The 26432-nt window shown below is 61.0% G+C and carries 22 protein-coding genes (1 of these 22 only partly in view); 9 read left to right on the top strand and 13 right to left on the bottom strand.

Annotated features, from left to right (window positions below; all coding sequences use genetic code 11):
• Together katG and ACXAC3_RS03680 are read right to left on the bottom strand one after the other, a co-directional pair.
• Positions 1-1299: the 5' portion of a catalase/peroxidase HPI gene (katG, locus tag ACXAC3_RS03685; protein WP_475156568.1), read on the bottom strand. It extends 906 nt beyond the left edge of the window; the window shows 1299 of its 2205 coding nt (coding positions 1-1299); its start codon is at positions 1297-1299; the stop codon falls past the left edge of the window.
• 247 nt (positions 1300-1546) lie between these two features.
• Positions 1547-2392 (bottom strand): SDR family oxidoreductase, encoded by an 846-nt coding sequence (locus ACXAC3_RS03680; RefSeq protein ID WP_475156566.1) that lies wholly within the window; start codon positions 2390-2392, stop codon positions 1547-1549.
• Positions 2393-2481: 89 nt separating this feature from the next.
• On the opposite strand from ACXAC3_RS03680, the gene ACXAC3_RS03675 reads away from it, so the two are divergent.
• Positions 2482-3114 (top strand): class I SAM-dependent DNA methyltransferase, encoded by a 633-nt coding sequence (locus ACXAC3_RS03675; RefSeq protein ID WP_475156563.1) that lies wholly within the window; start codon positions 2482-2484, stop codon positions 3112-3114.
• 10 nt (positions 3115-3124) lie between these two features.
• Here ACXAC3_RS03675 and ACXAC3_RS03670 read toward each other — a convergent pair whose 3' ends face one another.
• Together ACXAC3_RS03670 and ACXAC3_RS03665 are read right to left on the bottom strand one after the other, a co-directional pair.
• A complete protein-coding gene (locus ACXAC3_RS03670) occupies positions 3125-4114 on the bottom strand; it encodes a sterol desaturase family protein (protein ID WP_475156559.1) in 990 nt (329 codons plus the stop codon).
• A 22-nt stretch (positions 4115-4136) separates the two neighbouring features.
• Positions 4137-4892: a class II aldolase and adducin N-terminal domain-containing protein gene (locus ACXAC3_RS03665; RefSeq protein WP_475156557.1), complete on the bottom strand. Its 756-nt coding sequence runs from the start codon at positions 4890-4892 to the stop codon at positions 4137-4139.
• A gap of 117 nt (positions 4893-5009) precedes the next feature.
• On the opposite strand from ACXAC3_RS03665, the gene ACXAC3_RS03660 reads away from it, so the two are divergent.
• The 5 genes from ACXAC3_RS03660 (at position 5010) to ACXAC3_RS03640 (ending at position 10578) form a co-directional block, all read left to right on the top strand.
• A complete protein-coding gene (locus ACXAC3_RS03660) occupies positions 5010-5885 on the top strand; it encodes a LysR substrate-binding domain-containing protein (protein WP_475156553.1) in 876 nt (291 codons plus the stop codon).
• 144 nt (positions 5886-6029) lie between these two features.
• Positions 6030-7832, top strand: a complete 1803-nt coding sequence (gene ade / locus ACXAC3_RS03655) for an adenine deaminase (protein ID WP_475156548.1) — start codon at positions 6030-6032, stop codon at positions 7830-7832.
• Positions 7829-9295, top strand: coding sequence for an AMP nucleosidase (locus ACXAC3_RS03650; protein ID WP_475156544.1), 1467 nt, complete (start codon positions 7829-7831; stop codon positions 9293-9295). The genes ade and ACXAC3_RS03650 overlap by 4 nt, the downstream gene beginning before the upstream one ends.
• 130 nt (positions 9296-9425) lie before the next feature.
• The gene (locus ACXAC3_RS03645) at positions 9426-9713 is read left to right on the top strand and encodes an HU family DNA-binding protein (protein WP_170349467.1); all 288 of its coding nucleotides are present in this window, start codon (positions 9426-9428) and stop codon (positions 9711-9713) included.
• A gap of 244 nt (positions 9714-9957) precedes the next feature.
• Complete coding sequence (locus tag ACXAC3_RS03640) at positions 9958-10578, top strand: hypothetical protein (protein WP_475156535.1); 621 nt, start codon at positions 9958-9960, stop codon at positions 10576-10578.
• 161 nt (positions 10579-10739) lie between these two features.
• Here ACXAC3_RS03640 and ACXAC3_RS03635 read toward each other — a convergent pair whose 3' ends face one another.
• Positions 10740-11936 (bottom strand): BCCT family transporter, encoded by a 1197-nt coding sequence (locus ACXAC3_RS03635; protein ID WP_475163360.1) that lies wholly within the window; start codon positions 11934-11936, stop codon positions 10740-10742.
• A 192-nt stretch (positions 11937-12128) separates the two neighbouring features.
• On the opposite strand from ACXAC3_RS03635, the gene ACXAC3_RS03630 reads away from it, so the two are divergent.
• From ACXAC3_RS03630 to msrA, 3 genes are all read left to right on the top strand, one after another.
• Positions 12129-13007, top strand: a complete 879-nt coding sequence (locus ACXAC3_RS03630) for a DMT family transporter (RefSeq protein WP_475163358.1) — start codon at positions 12129-12131, stop codon at positions 13005-13007.
• A 94-nt stretch (positions 13008-13101) separates the two neighbouring features.
• Positions 13102-13551: a peptide-methionine (R)-S-oxide reductase MsrB gene (msrB, locus tag ACXAC3_RS03625; RefSeq protein ID WP_475156529.1), complete on the top strand. Its 450-nt coding sequence runs from the start codon at positions 13102-13104 to the stop codon at positions 13549-13551.
• Positions 13548-14057 carry a peptide-methionine (S)-S-oxide reductase MsrA gene (gene msrA, locus ACXAC3_RS03620; protein WP_475156527.1) on the top strand — a complete coding sequence of 170 codons (510 nt, stop codon included), beginning with the start codon at positions 13548-13550 and terminating at the stop codon, positions 14055-14057. The genes msrB and msrA overlap by 4 nt, the downstream gene beginning before the upstream one ends.
• 27 nt (positions 14058-14084) lie before the next feature.
• Here the strand turns inward: msrA and ACXAC3_RS03615 are convergent, their stop codons facing one another.
• The 8 genes from ACXAC3_RS03615 to ACXAC3_RS03580 form a co-directional block, all read right to left on the bottom strand.
• The gene (locus tag ACXAC3_RS03615) at positions 14085-16088 is read right to left on the bottom strand and encodes a hydantoinase/oxoprolinase N-terminal domain-containing protein (protein WP_475156525.1); all 2004 of its coding nucleotides are present in this window, start codon (positions 16086-16088) and stop codon (positions 14085-14087) included.
• A gap of 72 nt (positions 16089-16160) precedes the next feature.
• Positions 16161-17198 carry a tRNA epoxyqueuosine(34) reductase QueG gene (gene queG, locus ACXAC3_RS03610; protein ID WP_475156522.1) on the bottom strand — a complete coding sequence of 346 codons (1038 nt, stop codon included), beginning with the start codon at positions 17196-17198 and terminating at the stop codon, positions 16161-16163.
• Between the two features lie 72 nt (positions 17199-17270).
• The gene (gene fzlA, locus ACXAC3_RS03605; RefSeq protein WP_475156518.1) at positions 17271-17936 is read right to left on the bottom strand and encodes an FtsZ-binding protein FzlA; all 666 of its coding nucleotides are present in this window, start codon (positions 17934-17936) and stop codon (positions 17271-17273) included.
• Between the two features lie 58 nt (positions 17937-17994).
• Positions 17995-18729 (bottom strand): monofunctional biosynthetic peptidoglycan transglycosylase, encoded by a 735-nt coding sequence (mtgA, locus tag ACXAC3_RS03600; RefSeq protein WP_475156515.1) that lies wholly within the window; start codon positions 18727-18729, stop codon positions 17995-17997.
• Between the two features lie 39 nt (positions 18730-18768).
• Positions 18769-19719, bottom strand: a complete 951-nt coding sequence (locus tag ACXAC3_RS03595; RefSeq protein ID WP_475156512.1) for a Hint domain-containing protein — start codon at positions 19717-19719, stop codon at positions 18769-18771.
• A gap of 185 nt (positions 19720-19904) precedes the next feature.
• On the bottom strand, positions 19905-24437 hold the full coding sequence (gene gltB, locus ACXAC3_RS03590) for a glutamate synthase large subunit (RefSeq protein ID WP_475156510.1): 4533 nt from the start codon (positions 24435-24437) through the stop codon (positions 19905-19907).
• The gene (locus ACXAC3_RS03585) at positions 24434-24871 is read right to left on the bottom strand and encodes a GFA family protein (RefSeq protein ID WP_475156506.1); all 438 of its coding nucleotides are present in this window, start codon (positions 24869-24871) and stop codon (positions 24434-24436) included. Before ACXAC3_RS03585 ends, gltB begins: the two co-directional genes overlap by 4 nt.
• 29 nt (positions 24872-24900) lie before the next feature.
• Positions 24901-26334 (bottom strand): NAD(P)-dependent oxidoreductase, encoded by a 1434-nt coding sequence (locus tag ACXAC3_RS03580; protein WP_475156504.1) that lies wholly within the window; start codon positions 26332-26334, stop codon positions 24901-24903.
• Positions 26335-26432 lie beyond the last annotated feature (98 nt).

The following is a 26432-nucleotide window of genomic DNA, read 5'->3' as shown; positions in this document are numbered from 1 at the left end:
CCACAGCAGTTCCTCAGCCGGGGCTTCATCGCCGATATAGTTCGTCCGCGGACCCATGTCGCGGTGGGTCAGCTTGAACCAGGCGCGCGCAAAGGCGTCGGCGAATTCTTCCGGGTTTTCGTGGAAGCGTTTCGAGATCGGCCCATAGATCGGATCCATGCGCATCGCCATGTCGGCGGTGGTCATCATGGTCTTGACCTTTTTCGACGGGTCGTGTGCCGCAGGGGCCATATCCTCTTCGCGGACATTGACCGGTTCCCAGATCCACGCGCCCGAGGGGCTTTTGGTCAAGTTCCAGTCATATCCGAACAGCAGATCGAAATAGCCGTTGTCCCATTTGGTCGGGTTCGCGGTCCAGGCCCCTTCGATGCCGCTGGTGGTGGTGTCGTCCCCCTTGCCGCTGCCGAACTTGTTGATCCAGCCCAGACCCATCTCTTCGATCGGGGCCGCCTCGGGTTCGGGGCCGACCAGATCGGGATCGCCGGCGCCGTGCGCCTTACCAAAAGTGTGGCCCCCCGCGACCAGGGCGACGGTTTCCTCATCATTCATGGCCATCCGGGCAAAGGTTTCGCGGATGTCCCGGCCAGAGGCCAGGGCGTCGGGCTGTCCGTCCGGGCCTTCGGGGTTCACATAGATCAGGCCCATCTGCACCGCGGCCAGAGGGTTTTCCAACTCGCGGTCGCCGGAATAGCGGCTGTTCGGCTGATCGCTGGTTGCCAGCCATTCGGTTTCGGTTCCCCAATAGATGTCTTCTTCGGGGGCCCAGATGTCCTCGCGACCGCCGGCGAATCCAAAGGTTTCTCCCCCCATCGATTCAATGGCGCAATTGCCGGCCAGAATGATCAGGTCGGCCCAGGAAATCCGGTTGCCGTATTTCTGCTTGATTGGCCATAGCAGGCGGCGTGCTTTGTCCAGATTGCCGTTATCCGGCCAGCTGTTCAGCGGCGCAAACCGCTGGTTCCCGGTCGAGGCCCCGCCGCGCCCGTCCGCAGTCCGGTAGGTGCCGGCGCTGTGCCACGCCATACGGATGAACAGACCGCCATAATGCCCGTAATCGGCAGGCCACCAATCCTGCGATTCCGTCATCAGCGCGTAAAGGTCCTGTTTCAGCGCCTTCAGGTCCAGCTTGTTGAATTCGTCGGCATAGCTGAATTCCGCGCCCAGCGGGTTTGACGCGGGGGCGTTCTGGTGAAGGATCGACAGATTCAGCTGATTGGGCCACCAGTCCCGGTTCGACCGGGTTCCGTTGCCATGCATGACAGGGCATCCGCCCATGTTGGGGTTGTCACTTCCGTCCATATCGATCTCCAATCCTGGCTAGATTCCGGCGGTTTCGCGCGGTGAATACTCGGGCGATCAAGAACACATGCAGATGACACTTTTACCCGGCCTGCCAGCGCATCCGGTATGGTTCGCGGGCGGTCCGGGATATCGGCGACTCTATTTGTCTTGTCACCGCTACAGGTAGCAAATCCAAACCATGCAAAAAAGTTTTGTTTATGGATGATAGCCATAAACAAAACCTATCAATCAACCGGGTCCGCGCTCAGCCGCCTCGCATCAGTGCGTCCAGACCAACGCGGTAATCCGGATACAGCAGCTTTACCCCAAGCTCATCTTTGATCCTGTCATTTCTGACGCGCTTGTTTTCATTGTAAAAGCTGCGGGCCATCGGGCTCAGGTCGGCCTCATCGAAAGGCACGGCAGGGGGTAGTGGCAAGCCCTGAAGCCGTGCGGCATATGCGATGACATCCTGTGGCGGGACCGGTTCGTCGTCGCATACGTTATAGATCGCACCGGGATTTGGCGTGGCCATCGACGCCGCGAGAACCTGCGCGATGTCGGCGACGTGGATCCGGGAAAACACCTGCCCCGGCTTGATAATGCGCCGCATGCCAGCCCGCTTGAGTTTCGAAAACGGGCCGCGACCGGGGCCGTAAATGCCCGCAAGCCGAAAGATATGCGTCGGCAGCCCGGGGATACCCTGCCATTGCTGTTCGGCTGTCACTCGCCACCTGCCGCGTTCGGCGGAGGGCGCGGGTGGTGTCGATTCATCCACCCAATCGCCCTGATGGTCGCCATATACCGCCGTTGTCGACAGATATCCGACCCACTGAAACTGACCGGCACGTTCCGATATTTCATCCCACATCTGGGCCAGAACCGGATCGCCCTGCGCGTTTGGCGCGGTCGAGATCAGCATATGCGTCACGCCATCCAAATCCGGCACCTGCCCCGGCCAGATCAGAGGTTCGGCGCCCGCAGCACGGATGGTGTCGGATTGCGCCGGGTCCCGCGTGGTGCCGCAAATGCGCCAGCCTTGCGGTTTCAGAAGCCGGGACAAGGCTTGCGCCGAATACCCGTGGCCGAAGGAAAACAAACTACCTGTCATGGCACCTTTGATGATCCGCAATTTCGACGGATGCAAGCACCCGCGCCGGAATACTTGATTCGAATCCCGCAATGCGCCTTTCTTTCAGTATGAGTGACAAGACACCCGACTTGAACGCCGCCTATGCGCTGGATTCGCCCGAGGATCACCGGCGGCTCTATGCGGAATGGGCCGGGGATTATGACGAGACTTTCGCAGCGCGCGAGGATTATCAACTGCACATCCATACGGCCCGCGCCTTTGTTGCGGCGGGCGGGCAGGGTCCGGTTCTGGATGTCGGCGCAGGCACCGGTCTGTGCGGCGCTGTTCTGGCCGGGCTGGGCGTCGGGCCGATCGACGCCACCGATATCAGCGCCGAGATGCTGGATCAGGCGATGCGCAAGGATATCTACCGCGACGCGATCGAGGCCGATCTGAACCAGGGTATCCCGGTTCCGCGTCAAAGCTATTCCGGCATCGTTTCTTCGGGGACGTTCACCCATGGACATCTTGGCCCCGAGGCCCTGACCGCCTTGCTGCGCGTGGCCCGGCCCGGTGCGCAATTCGCCCTGTCGATCAACGCCAAGCATTACGAAAAACTAGGGTTCGCCGAGGCTCTTCATGTGCTGGCGCAGGACCGGATACGGAACCTGTCCCTGCCCGAGGTGCGGATCTACGGCGATCTGGCTGCCGGCCCGAACCGTGACGATACCGCGCTGATCGCGCTGTTCGAGCGGACCTGACCCGCCAAAGTCAGGTATACATCTGCTTTTTGAACGCCCGGGTCCGCGTCGTCGCCTCGGCCGAGCCGTCGTGATAGGTGCCGAACCACTTGTCGAACGGAATCTCGGACGTGCCGTAATTGCATTCGAAATACCGGTGGTGCAGTTGATGAAAGAAATCCCCGGCGCGGGCGGCATCCCTTTCCCCGGCCCTGAGCTTTTCGAACCCGGAATGCGACAGTACCGGGCTGATCTGCTGAAAATAGCTGTGAAACAGCAGGTGCATCGGATGCGAAGGCACGATCAGGTGGATGAAGTAGGTGGTGAAATACAGCAGGTTTTCAAACCAGTGGTTCGATATTCCCGACCAGGGACCGGTATTGACGTTGCGGTGATGCACGGCGTGGACGTGTTTATAGAGCTTTGGATGATGCTCCAGCCGGTGCACCCAATAGAAATGCAGCCCCGACCACATGGGAATGAACATCATCCAGATCACGAACCAGACCGGCGCACCGGCCCATGTCACGGTGGGGACATAACCGTTGGCCATCGCCCAGTAGATGATCCACTGGTAGACAGTCGCCACGGTCATGGCGCTGCCCAGCGTCCACCAAATATTATCCAGGACCTGATTGCGAAAGGTGAAGTTGCCGTTGTCGCGGGTCAGATCGCGTCGGTCAAACTTCTTGTACATGCCCTGCCCCTTGCGCATGTACAGCCACCAGTGCAGGCCGCCCGCGATCAGGATCTGGGGCACCATGTTCAGCAACCAGATGCGGAACATCCAGCCCGGCGCAAAACGCTGCATCGTCTCAAGCGACGGGAAGAAATACGCATAGGCAATCACGGTCAGCGCCAGGCACAGCGTCAGCGCCGTGATCTGCAGCCACGCGCCGCTATACCATTTCAACACGGCGGCCGGGCGCGGCGGCCAGTTGAACAGTGGGTTCAGTCCCACCGGCCCCTCGGGGTGATAGTGCCAGCGGGCGGATTCGGGGTCCAGAGCGGTATCGGTCATGGCAATTACCCTGTTGCAATGGTCAGGTGGCGTAATCAGAGCCTTCGGCATCCAGCAACGCCTTGATCTCACGCAGATGCGCAGCGGCCTGATCGGGATAGTCGTCCAGTTCCTGCGCGGTCTTTTCCGCTATTTCGTCCGACAGCACGCGCAGCGGCTGACCGGTTTGCAGCGCGCGGATATAGGTCTCGGCGGCGCGTTCGAAATAGTAGAGCCTGTTGAATGTGTCCGCCGGATCGCTGCCGATGACCAGCACGCCATGATTGCCCATGATCATGACCTTCTTTTTCGGGTCCGACAGCATCGCGGCACAGCGTTCACCTTCGCTTTCAAAGGCCAGACCGCCGAATTCGTTATCCACCACGTAGCGGTTGTAAAAGGTGGCCGTGTTCTGGTCGATCGGCGGCAGAGTGCTGTCGGCCAGCGATGCCAGAACGGTGGCGAAGATCGAATGCACATGCATCACACAGCGCGCGTGGCGGCAATGGCGGTGGATTGACCCGTGCAACCCCCAGGCGGTGGGATCGGGCGCGCCGGGCTGGTTCATGACATCCGCGTCATTTGCATCCAGAAACAGCAGGTTCGACGCTTTGATCCGCACGAAATGCATCTGGTTTGCATTCATCAGGAATTGCGTGCCGTCCTCATTTACCGCCAGGCTGAAGTGGTTGGCCACGCCTTCATGCATGTTCAGCCGCGCGGTCCAGCGGAATGTGGCGGCAAGGTCCACGCGTTCGGACCAGTGGTCGATATTGGGGCGCAGAGACGTGACTTGCATTCCGGGCTCCTTCGCGGCTGGCTGGTGCTTGGAAAAAGCGTGCCCGCGGCGCGAAAATTTGACCAACGAAAAAAACGCACCTATTCCATTAGCTGAGCTAATGCCAAGGTTATACTCATGCAGAAACCGCTTCCGCCGCTGGGCTGGCTGCGCACCTTCGAGGCGGCGGCCCGCCACCTGTCGTTTACCGGTGCTGCCCGGGATCTGAACATGACCCAAAGCGCGGTCAGCCAGCAGATCAAGTCGCTGGAAGGGTATCTGGGCCAGCCGCTGTTCCTGCGCCGCCCGCGCGCCCTGGAACTGACCGAGGCCGGCATCACCTATCTGCCGGTGGTGCGCGAGGCATTTCGCACATTGGTACGCGGCACGCAGGCGGTCACCGGGGCACAGCAGAACGCGGTTCAGGTGCAAAGCAACATCACCTTTGCGGTCAACTGGCTGGCCCCGCGCCTGCCGCAGTTCCGGGCCACACACCCGGATGTTCAGCTGAATATCTTCACGGAATTGTGGGAGCCCCGGGAAATGGCCGAAGGAGCCGCGGTCGAAATCCGCTACTCCCTGCGACCGTCCGATACCGTGCGGACCGAGTTGCTGCGTACCGACCATTTCTACCCGGTCTGCGCGCCCGGCTATCGGGTGACGCTTGACACCGTGCAGGATCACCCGCTGTTCGATTGCTCGAACCTGCTGTCCAACTGGCAAAGCTGGGCCGAAGATCAGGGTCTGAACTGGGGAAACCCGCCGATCACCTATTCCACCACCTATCTGGTCAGCCTGTCCGTGGCCATGGCCGGCGGTGGCCTCTGCCTGACCCATGACACCATCGCGCGCGGGCTGATTGAACAGGGCAGGCTGGTGGCACCCTTTCCCCATCGCGCGGCAATGCCCGAAGCCTATTACCTGTTGCTGTCACCGCAGGCCGAGGAAACACCGGGGGCGGTGGCCTTTGCCGACTGGCTGCGCCGGGAAATGGCAGCGGATCGCAGGGCGTGATCCGGCGCGCTCCCGCCCATCGTCAACGCCCCTGCGGGGCGTCTCCTCTGGTTGGGCCGGGCAGCGCTGACGCGCTGCGTGACGGAATCATGATACCTGTACGGCGGGGGTTGCACCTTTCCCCGCATTCGGGAAAGTTGAGCCATGGAATACACACCCCTCCCTGACTGGCCCGATGCCGCCCCTCGTCTGATTGCCGTAGCTGCCGGGCGCGAAGCCGCGGATACGGTCATTCGCGGCGGCATCTGGGTGAATGTGCACAGCCGCGAAACCCTGCCCGATCATGACATTGCGATCGCCGCCGGACGCGTGGCCTATGTCGGCCCGGACGCGGCGCATTGCATTGGCCCCGACACAAGAATTATCGAGGCCCGAGGCCGTTACATGCTGCCGGGACTGTGCGACGCGCATATGCATATCGAGTCGGGCATGCTGACCCCTGCCGAGTTCGCCCGCGCGGTCATTCCGCACGGCACCACCTCGATGTTCACCGACCCGCACGAGATTGCCAATGTTCTGGGGCTGGATGGCGTGCGCATGATGCATGACGAGGCGCTGATGCAGCCGGTCAATATCTATACCCAGATGCCATCCTGCGCACCGTCCGCGCCGGGGTTGGAGACCACCGGCTATGAAATCACGCCGGAGGACGTGGCCGAGGCGATGGCGTGGCCGGGCATTATCGGCCTGGGCGAGATGATGAATTTCCCGGGCGTGATTCATGGCGACCCCAAAATGCTGGCTGAAATCGCGGCGACTCAGCGGGCCGGCAAAACCGTCGGCGGACATTATGCTTCGCCCGATTTGGGGCCCGAATTTGCGGCCTATGTCGCGGGCGGCCCGGCGGATGACCATGAAGGCACCTGCGAGGCCGACGCGATTGCCCGCGTCCGGCAGGGGATGCGGTCGATGATGCGGCTGGGCTCGGCCTGGTTTGATGTGGAAAGCCAGATCACGGCGGTGACGGAAAAGGGGCTGGACCCGCGCAATTTTATCCTCTGCACGGATGACTGCCACTCAGGCACTCTGGTCAATGACGGGCACATGAACCGAGTGGTGCGGCACGCAATCGCCTGTGGCTGCGACCCGCTGATCGCGCTGCAGATGGCCACGATCAACACCGCAACCCATTTCGGGCTGGAGCGCGAGATCGGCTCGATCACGCCGGGGCGGCGCGCGGATGTCATTCTCAGCTCAGACCTGACGGACCTGCCCATCGAAATGGTCATCGCACGCGGTCAGGTCGTGGCGGAAGAGGGTCGGATTACGGTGGACTGCCCGCACCTGAACTGGCCGGACACCGCCCGCCAGACAGTACGTCTGGGCCATACGCTGACCGGTGGCGATTTCGAAATCGCCGCCCCGGCCGGCGCCAACCGGGTGCAGGCCAACGTGATCGGCGTTGTGGAAAATCAGGCCCCCACCAAGGCGCTGAAGGCAGAATTGCCGATCATCGAGGGGCTGGTCGAAGGCGAAGGCGAGGTCTGCCAGATCGCACTTGTCGAACGGCATCGCGCGACCGGAGGGGTGACAAACGCCTTCGTCTCGGGCTTTGGTTATCAGGGCAGGATGGCAATGGCCTCGACCGTGGCGCATGACAGCCACCACATGATCGTCGTCGGCACCGACCGGGACCAAATGGCGCTGGCAGCGAACCGGCTGGCCGAAGTGGGCGGTGGCATCACCATCTTCCGCGAGGGTGAGGAGCTGGCGCTGGTCGAACTGCCCATCGCAGGTCTGATGTCCGACAGCCCGGCCGCACAGGTTGCGGCCAAAGCGGAACAGATGGTCGCGGCGATGCAGGCCTGCGGCTGTCAGCTGAACAACGCCTATATGCAGCATTCGCTGCTGGCGCTGGTCGTGATCCCGGAACTTCGCATTTCCGACCTTGGGCTTGTCGATGTGCGCACCTTTGAAAAGATCGATCTTCTGGAACCTCTTGCATGACAATAATAAAAACGCCTGACGTCCCAGGCCCCGAGAAATTCACCGACCCCGCCGCCGCTGTTGCGCGGCTTGAGACACTCTATGAACAGGCAACCGCGTTTCTGTGCGACAGCTTTGCCAAGGCGATGGAACAGGGGGCGCCAACCGAACGGTACAGAGCCTATTACCCCGAAATCCGCATCAAAACCGCGTCCTACGCGCAGGTCGACAGCCGGCTGAGTTTTGGTCACGTGTCCGAGCCCGGCACCCACGCGACCAATGTGACGCGGCCCGATCTGTTCCGGAACTACCTGACGCAACAAATCGCCCTGCTGATCAAGAACCACGATCAGCCGGTCACGATCGGCGCGTCCGAAACCCCTATCCCGGTGCATTTCGCAGTGGCCAACAACCCCGATCTGGTGGTCCCGCATCAGGGCGCGGCCGGGTTTACCCTGCGCGATGTGTTTGATGTTCCGGATCTGACTACGACCAATGACGACATCGTCAATGGCGTCTATGACCAGGAAGCCGACGAATCCGGGCCGCTGTCGCTGTTCACCGCTCAGCGCGTCGATTACTCGCTGGCCCGTCTGGCGCATTACACCGCGACCGATCCCAGCCATTTCCAGAACCACGTCCTGTTCACCAACTACCAGTTCTACGTGTCCGAGTTCGAAAACTACGCCCGCGCGCAACTGGCCGATCCCGACAGCGGCTATACCAGCTTTGTCTCAACCGGAAACGCCGAGATCACGGACCCGGAGGCGGCGCTGGAACAGCCGCTGAAACTGCCGCAGATGCCGACCTATCACCTCAAGCGCGAAGACGGTTCGGGGATCACGCTGGTCAATATCGGTGTGGGCCCGTCCAATGCCAAAACCGCCACTGACCATATTGCCGTCCTGCGCCCGCATGCCTGGCTGATGGTCGGCCATTGCGCCGGGTTGCGGAACACCCAGGCGCTGGGGGATTTCGTGCTGGCCCACGCCTATTTGCGCGAGGACAAGGTGCTGGATGACGACCTGCCGGTCTGGGTGCCGATCCCGCCATTGGCCGAAGTTCAGGTGGCACTGGAACAGGCGGTGGCCGAGGTCACCGAGCTTGAGGGGTATGAGCTGAAACGGATCATGCGCACCGGCACGGTTGCCTCGGTCGACAACCGCAACTGGGAGTTGCGCGACCAGTCTGGCCCGGTGCAGCGGCTCAGCCAGTCACGCGCAATTGCGCTGGACATGGAAAGCGCCACTATCGCCGCCAACGGCTATCGGTTCCGGGTACCTTACGGCACCCTGCTATGTGTCTCCGACAAGCCGTTGCACGGGGAATTAAAGCTTCCCGGCATGGCCTCGGCGTTCTATACCACGCAGGTCAGCCGCCATCTGGCGATCGGAATTCGCGCGATGGAGCATCTGCGCGGCATGCCGCTGGAGCGTCTGCACAGCCGGAAATTGCGTTCATTCGACGAAACGGCCTTTCTCTGACGCAAAAAAGCAACGAATTCCCCCTATTTTTAGGGTTTTCAGCGCTACTATTCGTTGTGTTCGCCCACAATATCCCGTTACAGTTACGCGGTGAGGCCCTATCTATCGGGCACGTTAAGGAGACCAAGAAATGGCAAAGCCTATGACAAAGACTCAGCTGGTTGCTGCTCTCGCTGAGGAAATGGGAACCGACAAGAAAGCCGCAAACGCTGCGCTGGAGGCCGTGACCGGCCTGATCACCCGCGAAGTTTCCGCTGGCGGTGCTGTCACCCTGCCCGGCGTTGGCAAAATCTACTGCCGCGAACGCCCCGAGCGCATGGTGCGCAACCCCGCCACCGGCGAGCAGTTCAAGAAAGAGGCCGACAAGGTGGTCAAGATGACCATCGCCAAGGCGCTGAAGGACAGCGTGAACGGCTGATTTCAGTCTTTATCGCGATACGATCAAGGGCCGCCGGTTGGGGGCCCTTTTTCTTTTTGACCCTATTGAAATAGGATTTTTGTGCTTGTCTGCTTTGAGTCCTTTGTGGCCTATGCTGCGGTCAGTATAGATAGCTGCTTTGGTGCTTCGTCGAACATTTGAGCGCCATCAGCCAAAATTGGAACTTGATCCATACAACCCTAACATGTAGCAAAAAGAGTATTTTCAAAGCAGGAGAGATTCCGTGAAGCCTCCTTTGACGATATTTTTTGCCACAACGGTCAACGCAAGCTTGTTGCTTCTTGTTCCGCAGGCCGTCTTGTCTGATGAGGCCAATAGCCGAATTTCAAGCGCGCTAGAACGGGCTTATGAAGGTTCCTGCTTTGATCAACTTGATGCATCTATTGATCAATGCATCGTAAGGTTCCACAGGAGAGATAGCGAAGGGTGTTCCCAAGGTAGAACAATTCAGGCGAACAGTTACTTCGTTGATCTGCGACATCACACTGCGACATATCTTGATAATCATGCTCGTGAGGTCAACGGTGAGTGGCGGTTCCGCATTGAACTGGAACCAAAAGGTAAGTGGAAGACAAGGTCTGGAGAAATTAACTACGAAAAAGAAAAATTTCTAAGTTCTGCGCGGGCAAAGCTGGGCTGGGGCCAAGATGCGGCAATTGCTGCGAATAAAGAATTTCTTTTGAAGAATGACGTGGACAGTTTTCATTCGCTGAGTACTGTCGAATATTGCCCAATGGGTCAATCACAACGTCCATTTCTCAAGCCGATACAGCTTCAGGGTGAAACTGTGGATGACTTGGTGGAGGCTTTCAAACAACTAATGGTCGATTGCAGCGATACTTAGCCAGTTACTGTCAAAAAAATTTTGCGGACAACGTCCGTCACCATAGAATTTTGGTAGGAAAGTCGCAATGTTTCGCGGTTACGCTGAAACAGATCATATAGATTGATCCAAAAGAAAGCGGGCGCCATTAGCGCCCGTTTCTGTTTCATCACTAAGGCTAATCAGTGAACCGTCTCAACCTTGTGGAAGTCCAGATCGCGGTCTTCGGGCATTGAATCGATGCTCAGAACCTCTTGGCGCTTGGTGATCAGGATATAGACCACGCAGGCCAGATAGAGGCCGACGACCACAGCGCCGATCCACTGGATCTGCAGCCACTGGCTCTGGAACAGCAGGGTCAGGACAAACAGCAGGGCGACGTTGCCCGCTACATAGATCGCCTTGCCGAACCGCTCAACCGTCATGTTCAGGTTGTCGGTATACAGGCGGATCAGCGAGTCCAGCGAGTTGATTACGAAGGTCACGCCCACGATAACCATGGCGATGTTGGTGATACCTGCGGTGCTGATGCCGTTCAGGTGGTAATAGTAGAGAACGGTGAACCAAATCCCCAGCGGGATTGACGGGAAGATCAGCAGCGCCGCCAGCAGTTGCCATGTTTTCAACCCACCCACAAAGCGCGAGGTGAACTGGCCGATCATGATCGACCACGCGAACCACCAGAACAGGTAGAAGGCGTGATAGTCGGTCAGCGGCAGGACGAATTTGTGGATATTGGCGAAATACGCCCCGATATTGCTGCCGGTTTGTGCAAATCCGGTCAGGCCCATGCCGGCCGCGACCCACATGCCGATGATCAGGGCCAGGAACAGGAAGGTCGAGCCCACCGACAGAATGCGCACGTATTTCAGATCGGTCGAGGAATAGGCCGCCGCCAGAATGACCACGAAGACGATGATGTAGAAGGTGGTCACCACGGATTCACCGTCTCCGACCTCGGGCAGATAGCCCGGCAGGTAGATCAGGAACAGGCTGGCGGTGAAGGCACAGGTGCCGATGATCACCACGTTGTTGATCAGCTTGACCAACGGGATCTCAAAGAACTTCACGCGCGGTTCGATAACGCAGAAGTAGAACGCGGTCAGGAAATAGAACGCCCAGATCAGAAAACCCCAGAACCCGAACTCGATGGCCAGCGGATTGGCAAAAGCATAGGCCGGGTCTTCGGCATAGCCGCCGAACTCGGTCAGCGGGAACATGATCAGGCCAACGTCCAGACCGGACGTGAACAGGATCGCGATGAAGGTGAACAGGTGGACGGGGGTGACGCCGACACAGCGCAGGTTCCACCATTTCACCACGAAAAAGGCGACCAGCCCGAGGGCCAGCAAAACGCCAAATGACAGGATGTATTCCAGAAGCACCAAAACGCCTCCCATGATATTTTGGATGGGGGCGTTGCTATACTTTATTGGCTGGTCAATCAATAAAAACGAACTGAATTGAAATGCTGCCCCCGGGATGTGCCTTTTTTGACGCAAGCACCGGCGCTGCTTGCGGCTGATGGGAAATTCGGGAACAGTGCGCGACAGTTCGAACAGGGGGTCATGATGGATCTGCGCGCCATAGCGATGGGGCTGATATTTGCGTTCATCTGGTCCTCGGCCTTTACCTCGGCGCGGATCATCGTGGCGGATGCCTCGCCTCTGTTCTCACTGGCCCTGCGGTTTCTGATCTCGGGGCTGATCGGCGTAGCCATTGCCCGTGCCATGGGGCAAAGCTGGCGCCTGACCCGATCCCAGTGGTACGCCACCATCCTGTTCGGAGTTTGCCAGAATGCCCTTTATTTGGGTCTGAATTTCTATGCGATGCAAACGGTCGAGGCCTCTGTCGCCGCCATCATCGCCTCGACCATGCCGCTGTTGGTCGCATTGGCCGGGTGGCTGTTTCTGGGCGAGCGGTTGCGCCCCGTCGGGGTCGTTGGCCTGCTGGCCGGGTTCACCGGTGTGGCGCTGATCATGAACAGCCGGATCGACGCGGGCATCGACCTGTTTGGCGTGGCGCTTTGCGGTATCGGCGCACTGGCCCTGACCTTCGCCACACTGGCCGTGCGCGGGGCCACTTCGGGCGGGAACTTCATGATGGTGGTCGGCTTGCAGATGCTGGTGGGATCGGCGGTTCTGTTTGTCGCCGCCCCGCTGTTCGAGACGATCTATATCCACCCGACCGTGCCGCTGGCGCTGGCCTTTACCTACACGACCCTGTTCCCCGGCCTGCTGGCGACGTTGATCTGGTTCCTGCTGCTGGACAGGATCGGCGCCACCCGGGCGGCGACCTTCCATTTCCTGAACCCGGTTTTCGGAGTCACCATCGCCGCCATCCTGCTGGGTGAAAAGCTGGGGCCGCTGGATGCGGTGGGGGTCGGTATCACCACGCTGGGCATTCTGGCGGTTCAGCTGGCCCGGCAACCGGTGGCAAAACCCGGCTGATCCCCGCACGACCGCGCGAGGCGGGTGTAACACCCCTTTGCTTTCGCCGCGCAAACCCCAATTATTGGTCCAGAGCCAAACCTCCGGAGGAGCCATGACCCGTTACACCAAAGACCCCGAGGCCATTGCCGCCCTCTCACCCGAAGAATTTCACGTCACCCAACGCAGTGGAACCGAACGTCCGGGTACCGGCAAATACCTGGGCAACAAGGAACCGGGGATCTATGTCGATATCGTCTCGGGCGAGCCATTGTTCGCCTCGACCCACAAATACGAATCCGGCTGCGGCTGGCCCAGCTTCACCAAGCCGATCATGCATGAGCATGTGGAAGAGTTTCGCGACACCACCCATGGCATGATCCGAACCGAGGTGCGGTCCAAACACGGGGACAGCCATCTGGGCCATGTGTTCCCCGACGGCCCGCGCGAACAGGGCGGGCTGCGCTATTGCATCAACTCTGCCGCGCTGCGGTTCATCCATCGTGACGAGATGGAGGCCGAAGGCTATGGCGAATACCTGATCCATGTGGAGGAAATCCAATGACCGAACAACGCGCTGTTCTTGCCGGGGGCTGTTTCTGGGGCATGCAGGACCTGATCCGCAAACTGCCGGGCGTGTCCCGCACCCGCGTCGGCTATACCGGCGGCGATGTCCCCAACGCCACCTATCGCAACCATGGCACCCATGCCGAAGGGATCGAGATTTTCTTTGACCCCGCGCAGATCAGCTATCGTGACCTGCTGGAGTTCTTTTTCCAGATCCACGATCCGACCACACTGAACCGTCAGGGCAATGACCGCGGGATGAGCTATCGGTCCGCCATCTACTATGCGGATGACGCGCAGAAACAGGTGGCAGCGGACACAATCGCCGATGTGAACGCCAGCGGCATCTGGCCCGGCAAAGTGGTGACCGAGCTTGAACCCGTCGGCGATTTCTGGGAGGCCGAGCCAGAACATCAGGATTATCTGGAGCGTATCCCGAACGGCTATACCTGCCATTTCCCGCGCCCGGACTGGGTTCTGCCCAAGCGCGACGCCGCGGAATGAAACGACCGCCCCCGGGAAAACCGGGGGCTAGCCCGATGCAACCCGGGGCCGGCCGCTGGCCTCTACAGTAATCATCGCCTCGACAAACACGTCCTGCGCCTCAACCCGGGCGGTGCGGATGTCGCGGTCGACAATCACACGGATATCTTCGGCCCCGGCCTCACGCACAGCATCTTCGGCCGCGTTGCGCAGAACCGATTCCAGCTTGGCCAGCGCTTTCTCGGTCTCGTCGAAATCCTGCGGACCGTCGTCAAGATGCACCCGGTACCGGCCCTCGGACGGGGACGTCACCGTACCCGACCGGCGCAGGGTCAAACGCCCCACCACCGCACCGATGGCATTGGCCACGCCGGCATGGTCCGGCAGGATCATGCGACATCGCACCCGCTCTCCCACCGCCGGGTAATAGCTGGGGGCCGAAGCCCCAAGCCCCACCACATCCACGTTCAGCGCCGCATCCAGCGCCAGCAAGCCCCGATGCCCCGCCAACCCTTTCTGCGTCAGAACATGCCGGGCAAGATCGGCGGCGGGAACACCGAAACCCTCTGCTTCTTCGGCAAATGCAGTCTCTAACAAGGTCAATGTGGTCTGTTCCGTCAGCTGATCCACGATCAGTTGCGCCAGCGCCGCTGGTCCTGCGGCCAGCCTGTCGCCCGTTCCCACACGTTTGCGGGCCACCAGTTCCAGCGCCTTGCGCGCGGCCTCTGCATCCCAGGCGTCCAACCGGCCCAGAACATGGCTCGCATCCGACGGTGTCACCCCCGACACCTGCACGATCCCGCGATCCACCAGCCGCGTCAAAGCGCCGTTTTCCATACGTGAACGCAACAGATCGCTCAGCGGCAGCACGCCGTCACCCAACCGGTTCAGCAGGGCCGCTTCCCGCGCGCCCAGCCCTCCGGCGTGGATGCCAGGCACGCGCCGGGCAAACCGCGTGTCGTGTTCACCAACGGTCGTGGCGCGCAGCTGCGCATCCAGAACCGGGTGAACGATGTCAGGTGCTTCGGCCGCCGTCAAAGACACCGGCAGCACCCGCCTTGGCCCCAAGAACACACCGCCGCGCAGCCCTTCGGTGATCACATGCACCTGACTGTCGCCGCCCAAACCGTGGGTCCGCATCGCCACGGCCTCGACCATAGTCCGGAACCCGCCCACCCGTGCACCTTCCGGATCGATGGTGGGCTTTCCGCCGCGGATCAGTGCCACATCCGTGGTGGTACCGCCGATATCCGACACCAGCGCATCCCTGGCACCGGTCAGCCAGCCCGCCCCCACGATCGAGGCCGCCGGTCCGCTCAGAATCGTCTCAATCGGCCGCGCCCGCGCCTGTTCCGCGCTCATCAACGCACCGTCACCACGCACAACCATCATCGGTGCAGTGATCCCAAGCTCCAGCAACCGATCCTGCGCGCGCCCGATCAGCCGGTCGATCATCCCGATCAGACGGGCATTCAGCACGGCGGTCACCGCGCGCTTTGGTCCGTTCAACCGGGCTGACAGATGGTGCGAGCAGGTGACCGGTGCGCCGGTTTTCTCGGTGATGATCCGCGCCGCCTCCAACTCATGTGCCGGGTTTCGCGTGGCAAACCGGGCAGCGACGGCAAACCCGGATATGCCCTTATGAGAGTCCAGGAAAGCCTCAAGCGCAGCGACATCCAGAGCCGCGGCCTCACCGCCCGCATGGCTGTGACCGCCCGAGATCACCAGCGCCGGATCCCCCTTCAGCGCGTCCTTCAACCCGTGCTTTTCCAGATCGCTGTCCCGAAACCCGATATAGACAAGCGCGACGCGCCCGCCCTGCCCCTCGACCAGCGCATTGGTGGCCAGCGTAGTCGACAGCGACGCCATCGAAATCCGGTCCGGCGCGACCTGCGCCTGATCCAGCACTGCCTGAATCGCCTTTCCGACGCCAATCGCCAGATCGGCCCGCGTGGTCAGCGACTTGGCCGAGGCGATCACCTCTTCCTCATCCCGGATCAGAACCGCATCCGTATAGGTTCCGCCCGTATCCACCCCCAAAGCCAACGCCATCGGGATCTCCTTCCTGTTCGCTGCAGATGGGTGTAGCGGTTTGGACCGACACGTCCAGCCTGTTTGCGGCACTCAGGACAATCGTTTTACCGCCCAGCGCGCCGCGTCGGCCACCGCAGGATCGGGATCATCCACCAGGCCCTGCGCGACGGGACGCAACGCCGCCGATCGCGAATTTCCAATGGCATAAAGCACGTTGCGCACGAACCGGTCGCGCCCGATCCGCTTGATCGGTGAACCGGAAAACTTTGCACGGAACGCCGCATCGTCCAGCATTGCCAGCTCCGCCAGGGGCTGCGCCCGCAGATCATCCCGCGCGGCATAACGGACATCGCTCGCGGCAACCGCAAATTTGTTCCACGGACAGGCCGCAAGGCAGTCGTCGCACCCGTAGATCCGGTTGCCCAGCTTGCTGCGTAATTCTTCGGCGACCGGTCCTTTGTGTTCGATCGTCAGATAAGAGATGCACCGTCGCGCATCCAACCGGTACGGCGCAGGAAAGGCATCTGTCGGGCATACATCCAGACAGGCCCGGCAAGACCCACAATGATCCGTCTCAGCCATGTCCGCCGGCAGGTCAAGTGTGGTGAAAACAGAGCCTATAAAGGCCCAATTGCCCCAATCGCGGCTCAACAGATTGGTGTGTTTCCCCTGCCACCCCAACCCGGCGGCCTGCCCCAGCGCTTTCTCGGGCACTGGCGCGGTATCGACAAAGACCTTCACCTCGCCGCCAGCCTCGGCAATCAGCCAGCGCGCCAGCCTCTTCAGCCGTTTCTTGACCAGATCATGATAATCCTTGTTCTGCGCATAGACGGAAATCGCGGCCCTGTCCGGGTGCCCCAGTACCTCGGTCGGGTCATGATCGGGTGCATAGCTCTCGGCCAGCATGATCACCGACCGCGCCTCGGGCCACAACGCCGCCGGATCGCCGCGCCAATGGGTCCGCTCGGCCATCCAGCCCATTTGCCCGTGATACCCGGCCTGCAAGAACGCCGCCAACCGCGCTGGAACCTCAGGCACATCCCACGGGCGGCACACACGACAGGACACAAACCCCTCGCTCAGCGCCTGCGCTACCAGCTTGTCCTTTAAACCCGATCCGCTCTTCATCTGGCCACAAATACCTTCGGGGGGAATCGCGCCCCAGCGCGATGGGGGGCAGACAGCCCCCCAGCGACCCTATCAGAAATCCAGATCGGCGTAATGAGGCGGTGGCCGGAACCCCGGCACCTGATCCGCCAGAATCGACCGGAACGCGGGGCGCGACTTGATCTTGGCATACCAGTCCTTGACCGCCGAACTGCGGTTCCAGTCCACATCCGAAATATAGTCCAGCGCCGAAAGATGCGCCGCGGCCGCAAAATCGGCCAACGTCATCTGATCCCCGGCCAGCCAGCGGCGGTGATCCAGCAGCCAGGCCATGTAATCCAGATGGTATTTGATGGCGCGCGCGCCCTGCTTGACGTTTTTGCTGTCGGGGTAACCCTCGCCCGTTACTTTCTTGTTCACCCGCTCATACAGCAGCTTCGATGTGACCTCGTGGTGAAACTTGTCATCGAACCAGCCGACCAGTCGGCGCACCTCGTATCGCGCCTCGGTGGCTTTGGGCATCAGCGGCGGCTCGGGCCGGGTCTCTTCGATATATTCGCAAATGGCGGCGCTTTCCGACATGACCTGACCGTCCAGCCGCAGCACCGGTACTTTTCCGGCCGGGTTGCGGCGCAGAAAATCCGGGTCTTTTTCCCAGTATCGCTCTTCGACCAGTTCAACTTCGATCTTCTTTTCCGCCAGCGACAGGCGCACCTTGCGGCAATAGGGGGACAGGGGAACGTGAAACAGACGCGCCATGGGCTTCCAATCGAACCAGTGAATACCCCCCAGCTTTAGCGCCGAGGGACCAGGGGTTTCAATCCTCGAAACAATCCGCGCGACCATCTGCGCGGATGGTGGCCGCCCCGTCCAGGATCGACGCCGCCCGCCTGCGCGTCCGAACCGAAGGGTCGGTGACCGACCTGTTGCGGGGCGAAGGCAGGATCGCCGCAATGCGGGCGGCCTGTACCGGTGAAAGCTGCGCGGCGGATACGCCGAAGTTGCGCCGCGCCGCGGCTTCGATGCCAAACACCCCTTCCCCGGTCTCGGCCACGTTCAGATAAACCTCCAGAATACGCTGCTTGCTCCAGAAGATTTCAACAACCGGCGTGATCGAGGTTTCCAGCGCCTTGCGCACCCAGCTGCGGCCCTGCCACAGAAACACGTTCTTCACCACCTGCTGGGTAATGGTCGACGCCCCGCGCGTGCCGCCATCCTCCAGCGCGTCCCGGATCGCTTCGACGTCGAAACCCCAGTGGAGACAGAAATTCGCATCCTCGGCCGCAACCACGGCGCGGGCCATGACCGGCGTCATGTCCTCGATCGGCACCCAGTCGCGCTGCACCCTGCCCAGCCGGCGCCATTCGGACCAGATCGTGTGGGTCACCGGTGGGTTCACGACCGAAAACAGCGCCACCAGACCCACGATCAGAACAACCACGCCCAACCCGGCGCGCGTCACCCAGCGGCGAATCCACCGGGTGCTGATCCTCTTTGTCTTTGACGCTTTGCTTTTCTTACTGCTCGACTTGCGCGCTGCTTTTTTTGCCATGCTGTTGCTATACGACGCGCCGCGACCGTTTGGAACGGTTTAAATCGCCAGCGCGCGCGCCTCGCGCGGGCGCACGACCGGGCGCGCGGTTTCCGGCAAAACCGGGTTTCGGGCGCGCAGTTCCGGGAACAGGCGCAAAACCTCGGCCTGCGTTTCGCGGTCGGATTGGGTGACCGCGTGGCCGGGGTAATAGCTTTCGCTTTTCGCCCCGTTGGCGATCACGATCTCATGCCGGGAAAACAGCAGGTGGATATAGTCGGCCTTGCCGCCTTCGACCCGGGTTACGCTGTCGCCGTTGACCAGCGAATGCGCAGCGATCAGAACTTCGGAATGGCCGAACAGGTAAGGCGCGCGCCAGTCTTCGACCAGCATCCGGTGCTGCGGTGACACTGTCAGAGGGTGTTCCAGACCCAAAACGCCCGCCTCGAACCGGATCGGCGCAAGCTTGCCTTCCGCCTTGACGCGGGTGCGCCCGACCCACAACAGGGGTTGCGGGCCATTATCCACGGTGGTGATCAGATCCCCGGGCTTCAAATCCTCGACCGGGCGCGGACCATCCGGCGTTTCGATCAGGGTTCCGGGTGTGAAACAGGGCGGGCCCAGTTCGTCATTGTTGATATCGACCGAACCGAACGACCCGCCGGTATCGCTGAAATCCGTGGCGGTTGAGCTGACAAAGGTTCCGTTCTGCAGGACCTGCCCGTCAGTGGGGGTGAACACCTCGCGCCCGTCGGCCAGATAAAAGGTCACACCGGTATAGGTGACCTGCGATCCATCGGACAGTTCGATCGTCACCGTGTCATCGAAATACGACGCTGTAATATCGGACCCGTCCACCGAATCGTCGTTCAGCCGGTTGATCAGGTCGTCATCGTTCTGATCCACGATGTCGAACTTCTGCACGGTCAGCGGTGTTCCGACCACCGTACCGTTCGCGCCCGGATTGGCCGGGTCGAGCACAAAAAACTGATCTATGTAGGTCGTCGGCATTCAACTGCTCCTGCAAACTCGCAAAACCGGGATACAGCATGACCGCAAATCCCGAAGAAACTGTGGCCATAGCTAGGCGCGATCCGAGCAAAAACGCAATAAATGCGATTCGCGCAGCCAAAAATAGATAAAACCCGCGTGTTTCTTGTGACACGCGGGTTTCTGGATCAGGTTGCGTTGCGCCCTTATTCGGCCGGAACAGCAGCCACTTCGGCGGACAGCGGATGGCTGAGCTTGTTCAGCATCTCTTTCGGGCAGACCTGCAGGAAGTTGGTTCTTTCAACCTCCCAATGCTGCAGGATATCGGCGGCCTTGCGGCTGTAGGTTTCGGCCTGATGGGTTTCGATCAGCGATTTCAGCTGATCCTCCCAATGGTCGACTGTCACCGGACAGGTCACCAGCGTTTCCATGTTCATCAGCTGCTCGGCCTTGCCTTCAGGGTCGTACAGGTAGGCCATGCCACCGGTCATACCTGCGCCAAAGTTGGCCCCGATATCGCCCAGGATCACCGCGACGCCACCGGTCATGTATTCGCACCCGTTGGAGCCACAGCCCTCGATCACCACTGTCGCGCCCGAGTTCCGCACCGCGAACCGCTCACCGGCGCGCCCGGCAGCGAACAGGTGGCCATCGGTGGCCCCATAAAGCACCGTGTTGCCGATGATGGTGTTGTCATCCGCCTTCAACGGGCTGACCTGCGGCGGCCGCACCACGATGGTGCCGCCCGACAGACCCTTGCCGACATAGTCGTTGGCGTCCCCGGATACTTCCAGCTTCAGCCCCGGAGCGGCAAAGGCCCCCAGTGACTGGCCGGCCGAGCCCTGAAGTTTGACGTGCAGGTGGTCCGACTGGAACGTGTTCTGCATCCCGAAATTCTGCACGATATGGCTGGACACCCGCGTGCCCACGGTCCGGTGCGTGTTCTGGATCGCGTAGGACAGCTGCATCTTTTCGCCGTCCTTCAGGAACCGCGCCGCATCGCGCACGATCTCGGCGTCCAGCGTATCCGGCACAGCGTTACGGTCCTTGTCGCGGTTGTACACGATGTCATGCGCGCCATCGACGGTGATCAGCAGCGGGTTGAGGTCCAGATCATCCAGATGCGCCGAGCCACGACTGACCTGAGCCAGAAGATCGGCCCGCCCGATGATCTCATCGACCGAACGTGCACCCAGGCTGGCAAGGATTTCCCGCACTTCCTGCGCGTAGAAAGTGATCAGGTTGACCACCTTGTCCGCATTGCCGGTGAACTTGGCACGCAGGGACTCGTCCTGCGTGCAGACGCCAACCGGGCAGGTGTTCGACTGGCACTGACGCACCATGATACAACCCATCGCTATCAGGGCAGCGGTGCCGATGCCGTATTCTTCGGCCCCCATCATCGCCGCCATGACAATGTCCCGCCCCGTGCGCAGGCCACCATCGGTCCGCAAGGTTACGCGGTCGCGCAGGTTGTTCATCGCCAGAACCTGATGCGCCTCGGTCAGGCCCATCTCCCACGGAAGACCGGCATATTTGATCGAGGTCGCGGGCGATGCACCCGTACCGCCATTGTGACCCGAAATCAGTATGATATCCGCTTTCGCCTTGGCCACACCGGCAGCAATCGTGCCTACGCCCGAGGATGCCACCAGTTTCACCGTCACCTTGCAGCGCGGGTTGATCTGCTTGAGGTCATAGATCAGCTGCGCCAGATCCTCGATCGAATAGATGTCGTGGTGCGGTGGCGGCGAGATCAACGTGACGCCCTTTGTCGAATGCCGCAGACGCGCGATCAGGTCGGTGACCTTCATGCCCGGCAGCTGCCCACCCTCACCGGGCTTCGCACCCTGGGCGACCTTGATTTCCAGCTCTTCACACTGGTTCAGGTATTCGGCGGTCACGCCGAACCGGCCAGATGCCACCTGCTTGATCTTGGCCGACGGGTTGTCGCCGTTGGGCTCGGGCACGAAATGCGCCGGGTCTTCACCGCCCTCGCCCGAATCCGACTTGGCCCCGATCCGATTCATTGCGACGTTCAGCGTCTTGTGTGCCTCGGGGCTCAGCGCGCCCAAGCTCATGCCCGGCGTGACAAAGCGCTTGCGGATCGAGGTGATCGATTCCACCTCTTCAATCGGGATCGGATTGCCCAACGGTTTGAAATCCATCAGGTCGCGCAGGTGGATGGGCGGATTCGACTGCATCTTGGCAGAAAACTGCTTCCACAGCTCATAGGACGCACGGTTGCAGGCCATCTGCATCATGTGCATCGAGGTCGCTTCCCACGCGTGGGTTTCACCCGACTTGCGCGCCTTGTAGAACCCGCCGATGGGCAGCACGTCCAGACCGCTGTCCCAGCCCTTGGCGTGAATTTCCTCGACCTTGGTCTGGATACCGGTCACCCCGATACCCGAAATCCGGCTGGTCATGCCGGGGAAATACTCGGCCACCATGGCGCGGCTGAGGCCCACGGCCTCAAAGTTCAGACCGCCGCGATAGGACGAGATCACCGAAATCCCCATCTTGGCCATGATCTTCAGCAGACCCTGATCGATCGCCTCGCGATAGCGGGCGACGTTTTCGGTCAGGGAACCGTCCAGCAGCCCGCGATCAATGCGGTCGGCCAGCGAATCCTCGGCCAGATAGGCGTTCACCACGGTCGCACCGCAGCCGATCAGAACGGCAAAATAATGCGGGTCGACACATTCGGCGGACCGCACGTTCAGCGAACAGAAGGTCCGCAAGCCCTGACGGGTCAGATGCGAGTGCACCGCGCTGGTGGCCAGTATCATCGGCATCGCCACGCGCCCCGGACCCGAGTTCATGTCCGACAGCACCAGATGCCCGGCGCCGGACCGCACGGCCTCTTCTGCTTCGGCTCTGACACGGGCTAAAGCGGCGCTCAGCGCGCCTCGGCCGGGTTCAAAGCTACAGTCGATCTCGGCCAGCGGAGAGCCAAAGGTTTCCACCAGCTTGTCCCATTGCGCATTGCCCACAAAGGGGCTGCCCAGCACAACGATCTCGGTTTGGCTGCTGTCCTCATCCAGCACGTTTTTCAGGTTTCCGAACCGCGTTTTCAGCGACATCACACGGTATTCGCGCAGGCTGTCGATGGGCGGGTTGGTCACCTGGCTGAAATTCTGCCGGAAGAAATGACTCAGTGGGCGGTATTGTTTCGACAGCACCGCCGACGGCGTGTCATCACCCATCGAAGCCAGCGCCTCTTTGCCGTCTTCGGCCATCGGGGCAAGGATTTGCTCCAGTTCCTCGACCGAATAGCCCGCCGCGATCTGGCGATTGCGCAGCTCCTCACCCGAAAACAGTGCGGTTTCGGTGACCCCGGCAAGGGCGTCATCCAGATCGTTGATCTTGCCGACCCACTCGCCAAACGGCAGCGCGCTTGCCAGCTTGTTCTTGATCTGCGTGTCGCGGTACAGCTTGCCCTTCTTCATGTCCACGGCCAGCATCTGACCCGGGCCCAGCGCGCCTTTTTCGGTCACCGATGCCTCATCGATTGGCACCATGCCCGCTTCGGAGCCCGCAATGACCAGACCATCGCCCGTCACCACATAGCGCATCGGGCGCAAGCCGTTGCGGTCCAGACCGGCGCAGACCCAGCGACCATCGGTCATCGCCAGCGCGGCGGGGCCGTCCCACGGTTCCATCACCGAATTGCAGTAGGAATACATGTCGCGCCACCCCTGCGGCAGTTCCACTGCCTGCTTGGACCAGCTTTCCGGCACCAGCATGGTTTTTGCCATCGGGGCCGAGCGACCGGCGCGCACCAGAACCTCAAAAACCGAGTCTAATGCAGCCGAATCCGACGATCCGCCCGCGATGATCGGCTTGATGTCTTCGGCATAATCGCCAAAGGTGCCACTGGCCATGCGGATCTCATGGCTTTTCATCCAGTTGATGTTGCCCTTCAGCGTGTTGATCTCGCCGTTATGGGCCAGCATACGGAAAGGTTGCGCCAGCCACCATTGCGGGAAGGTGTTGGTGGAATAACGCTGGTGATAGATGGCGAATGCGGATTCGAACCGCTCATCCATCAGGTCCGGGTAGAACACCGCGACCTGCTCGGCCAGCATCATGCCCTTGTAGATGATCGAACGGCAGGAGAGCGACGCCAGATACAGGCCGGAGATGCCTGCTGCAGCGGCAGCCTTTTCGATACGACGGCGGATAACGTAAAGCTCACGCTCGAAGGTTTCTTCGTCCACGCCCTTGGAGTTCGAGATCAGGATCTGCTCGATCTCGGGCCGGGTCGCGTTGGCCTTTTCACCCAGACAGGTGACATCGACCGGCACGTGGCGCCAGCCATAGATGTAATAGCCCATCCGCAGAACTTCGGTTTCCACGATGGTCCGACAGCTTTCTTGCGCGCCAAAATCCGTGCGGGGCAGGAACACCTGACCGACCGCGATCAGTTCGTCCAGGTTCGGCTCATGCCCGGTGCGGCGGATCTGGTCATAGAAGAACGGTACCGGGATCTGCACATGGATCCCCGCGCCATCGCCGGTCTTGCCATCGGCGTCCACAGCGCCGCGGTGCCAGATCGCTTTCAGCGCGTCGATGCCTGCGTCGACAACCTTGCGCGAGGGCTTGCCGTCGACCGAAACAACCAGGCCCACACCGCAGGAGGAATGCTCTTCTTCCTCGGAATAGAGACCGTTTTTCGCCATCCATTTGCGCTTGGCTTCCTCGGCCCGCACCCAATCGGCATCGTATCTGGTCATTGGCTGTCTCCTTCTTCCGGCAGGGCATACATGGCTTCGACCTGCGCCTTGGTCATCTGCTTGCGTTCGCCTTCGAAGGCGTACCCCTCGGGCTTCTTATCGATATAGAGTTCAAGTTTCAGGGGGCTGCCGGCGCCGTTGTCGAACAGCCCGGCGGCCATTTGCGTGTGTCCATGCATCTCGCCCTGCAAGGTGATCCGGTACCACAGCGCCGAGCCGCATTCGGCGCAGAACGCACGCTCGGCCCAATCGGACGAGGTAAAGGTTTTCACCGGACCCAGCGCGGCATAGCCCGGCTCGGCCTGAAACGTGACCAGCATGGAACTGGTCCAGCGGCGGCATTGATCGCAATGGCAGGCACCCAGCGCATCCCGCGCCGGGGTTGCGGTCACCGTGACCGCGCCGCACATACATTGGCCTTGCAATTCGGGCATTCCCGACCCTCCTGTCGCTGGGCTTGGACTTATTCGGCCGCGACGGCAGCCTTGCTGTTGAACCGGTCGATGATCGCGTCAGCGCAGTCGCGCCCGTCGCGGATCGCCCAGACAACCAGCGACGCACCGCGCACGATGTCACCGATGGCATAAACGCCGTCCATCTCGGTCTCACCGGTCTGGAACGCCGCCTTGACGGTGCCCCAGCGGGTCACGGGCAGATCGGGCTGGCCGAACAGGGTGGGCAGGTCTTCGGGCTCGAACCCCAACGCCTTGATCACCAGATCGGCCTCTTCGACATAATCCGCGCCTTCGATCACTTCGGGCGCCTGACGGCCGGTTGCGTCCGGCTGACCCAGGCGCATCTTCTGCACCATCACGCCGGACACATTGTCATCCCCGGTGAACCCTTTGGGGGCGCTCAGCCATTCAAAGATCACGCCCTCTTCCTCGGCATTCTGGGTTTCCCGCTGCGAGCCGGGCATGTTCGCGCGGTCGCGGCGATACAGACATTTGACCGAGGTGGCGCCCTGACGGATCGAGGTGCGCACACAGTCCATCGCAGTGTCGCCGCCGCCGATCACCACAACTTTCTTGCCATCAGCATTCAGGCGGCCATTGTCGAAATCTTCGACAGCGTCACCAAAGCTCTTGCGGTTCGAGGCGGTCAGAAAGTCGATGGCTTTCTCGATCCCGGCCAGCCCGCTGCCGGGCATGGACAGGTCGCGGGATTTATAGACACCCGTCGCAATGATCACCGCGTTGTGGCTGGCGCGAATTTCTTCGAATTTGCCCGCATCCACGTCGCAGTTCAGAACGAACTCGACCCCGCCGTCTGCCAGCAGGTCATTGCGGCGCTGCACGACGTCTTTTTCCAGCTTGAAGCCCGGAATACCGTACATCAGCAACCCGCCGGCGCGGTCATAGCGGTCATAGACGGTGACCTGAATTCCGGCGCGGCGCAGCATATCCGCCGCCGCCAGACCACCGGGACCGCCGCCGATGATACCAACGCTTTCGCCACGTTCAGCGGCAGGCACGACGGGCTTGACCCAGCCTTTGTCCCAGGCGGTGTCGGTGATGTATTTCTCGATCGTGCCGATGGTGACGGTGCCGTGGCCCGATTGTTCGATCACGCAATTGCCTTCACACAGGCGGTCCTGCGGGCAAATGCGGCCGCAAATCTCGGGGAAGGTGTTGGTGGCCTGACTGGTCTGATAAGCCTCTTCCAGACGCCCCGTTGCGGTCAGGTTCAGCCAATCCGGGATATTGTTGTGCAACGGGCAGTGCGACTGGCAATAGGGCACACCGCACTGACTGCACCGGCTGGCCTGCTCTGCCGCCTTGTCCGCCGCGAATTCAGCATAGATTTCGGCAAAGTCGTCCTTGCGGTCATCTGCGGCACGCTTTTCCGGCATGACGCGGTCGATCTGCACAAATTTCAGCATCGGTTGCTTGGCCACAGGTCAGACTCCATGAATTGGCTTGGTCGGGTTTCTTTAAGAGATGCACAGTCGGATGAAAAGTCAATCATACTGACCTAGTTTGAAAAAATTTCGAC

This window comes from Ruegeria sp. ABV4_181 (assembly GCF_056158465.1).
Note: the sequence above shows the minus strand (reverse complement) of the source record. Positions and strands in the feature narration are given on the sequence as shown.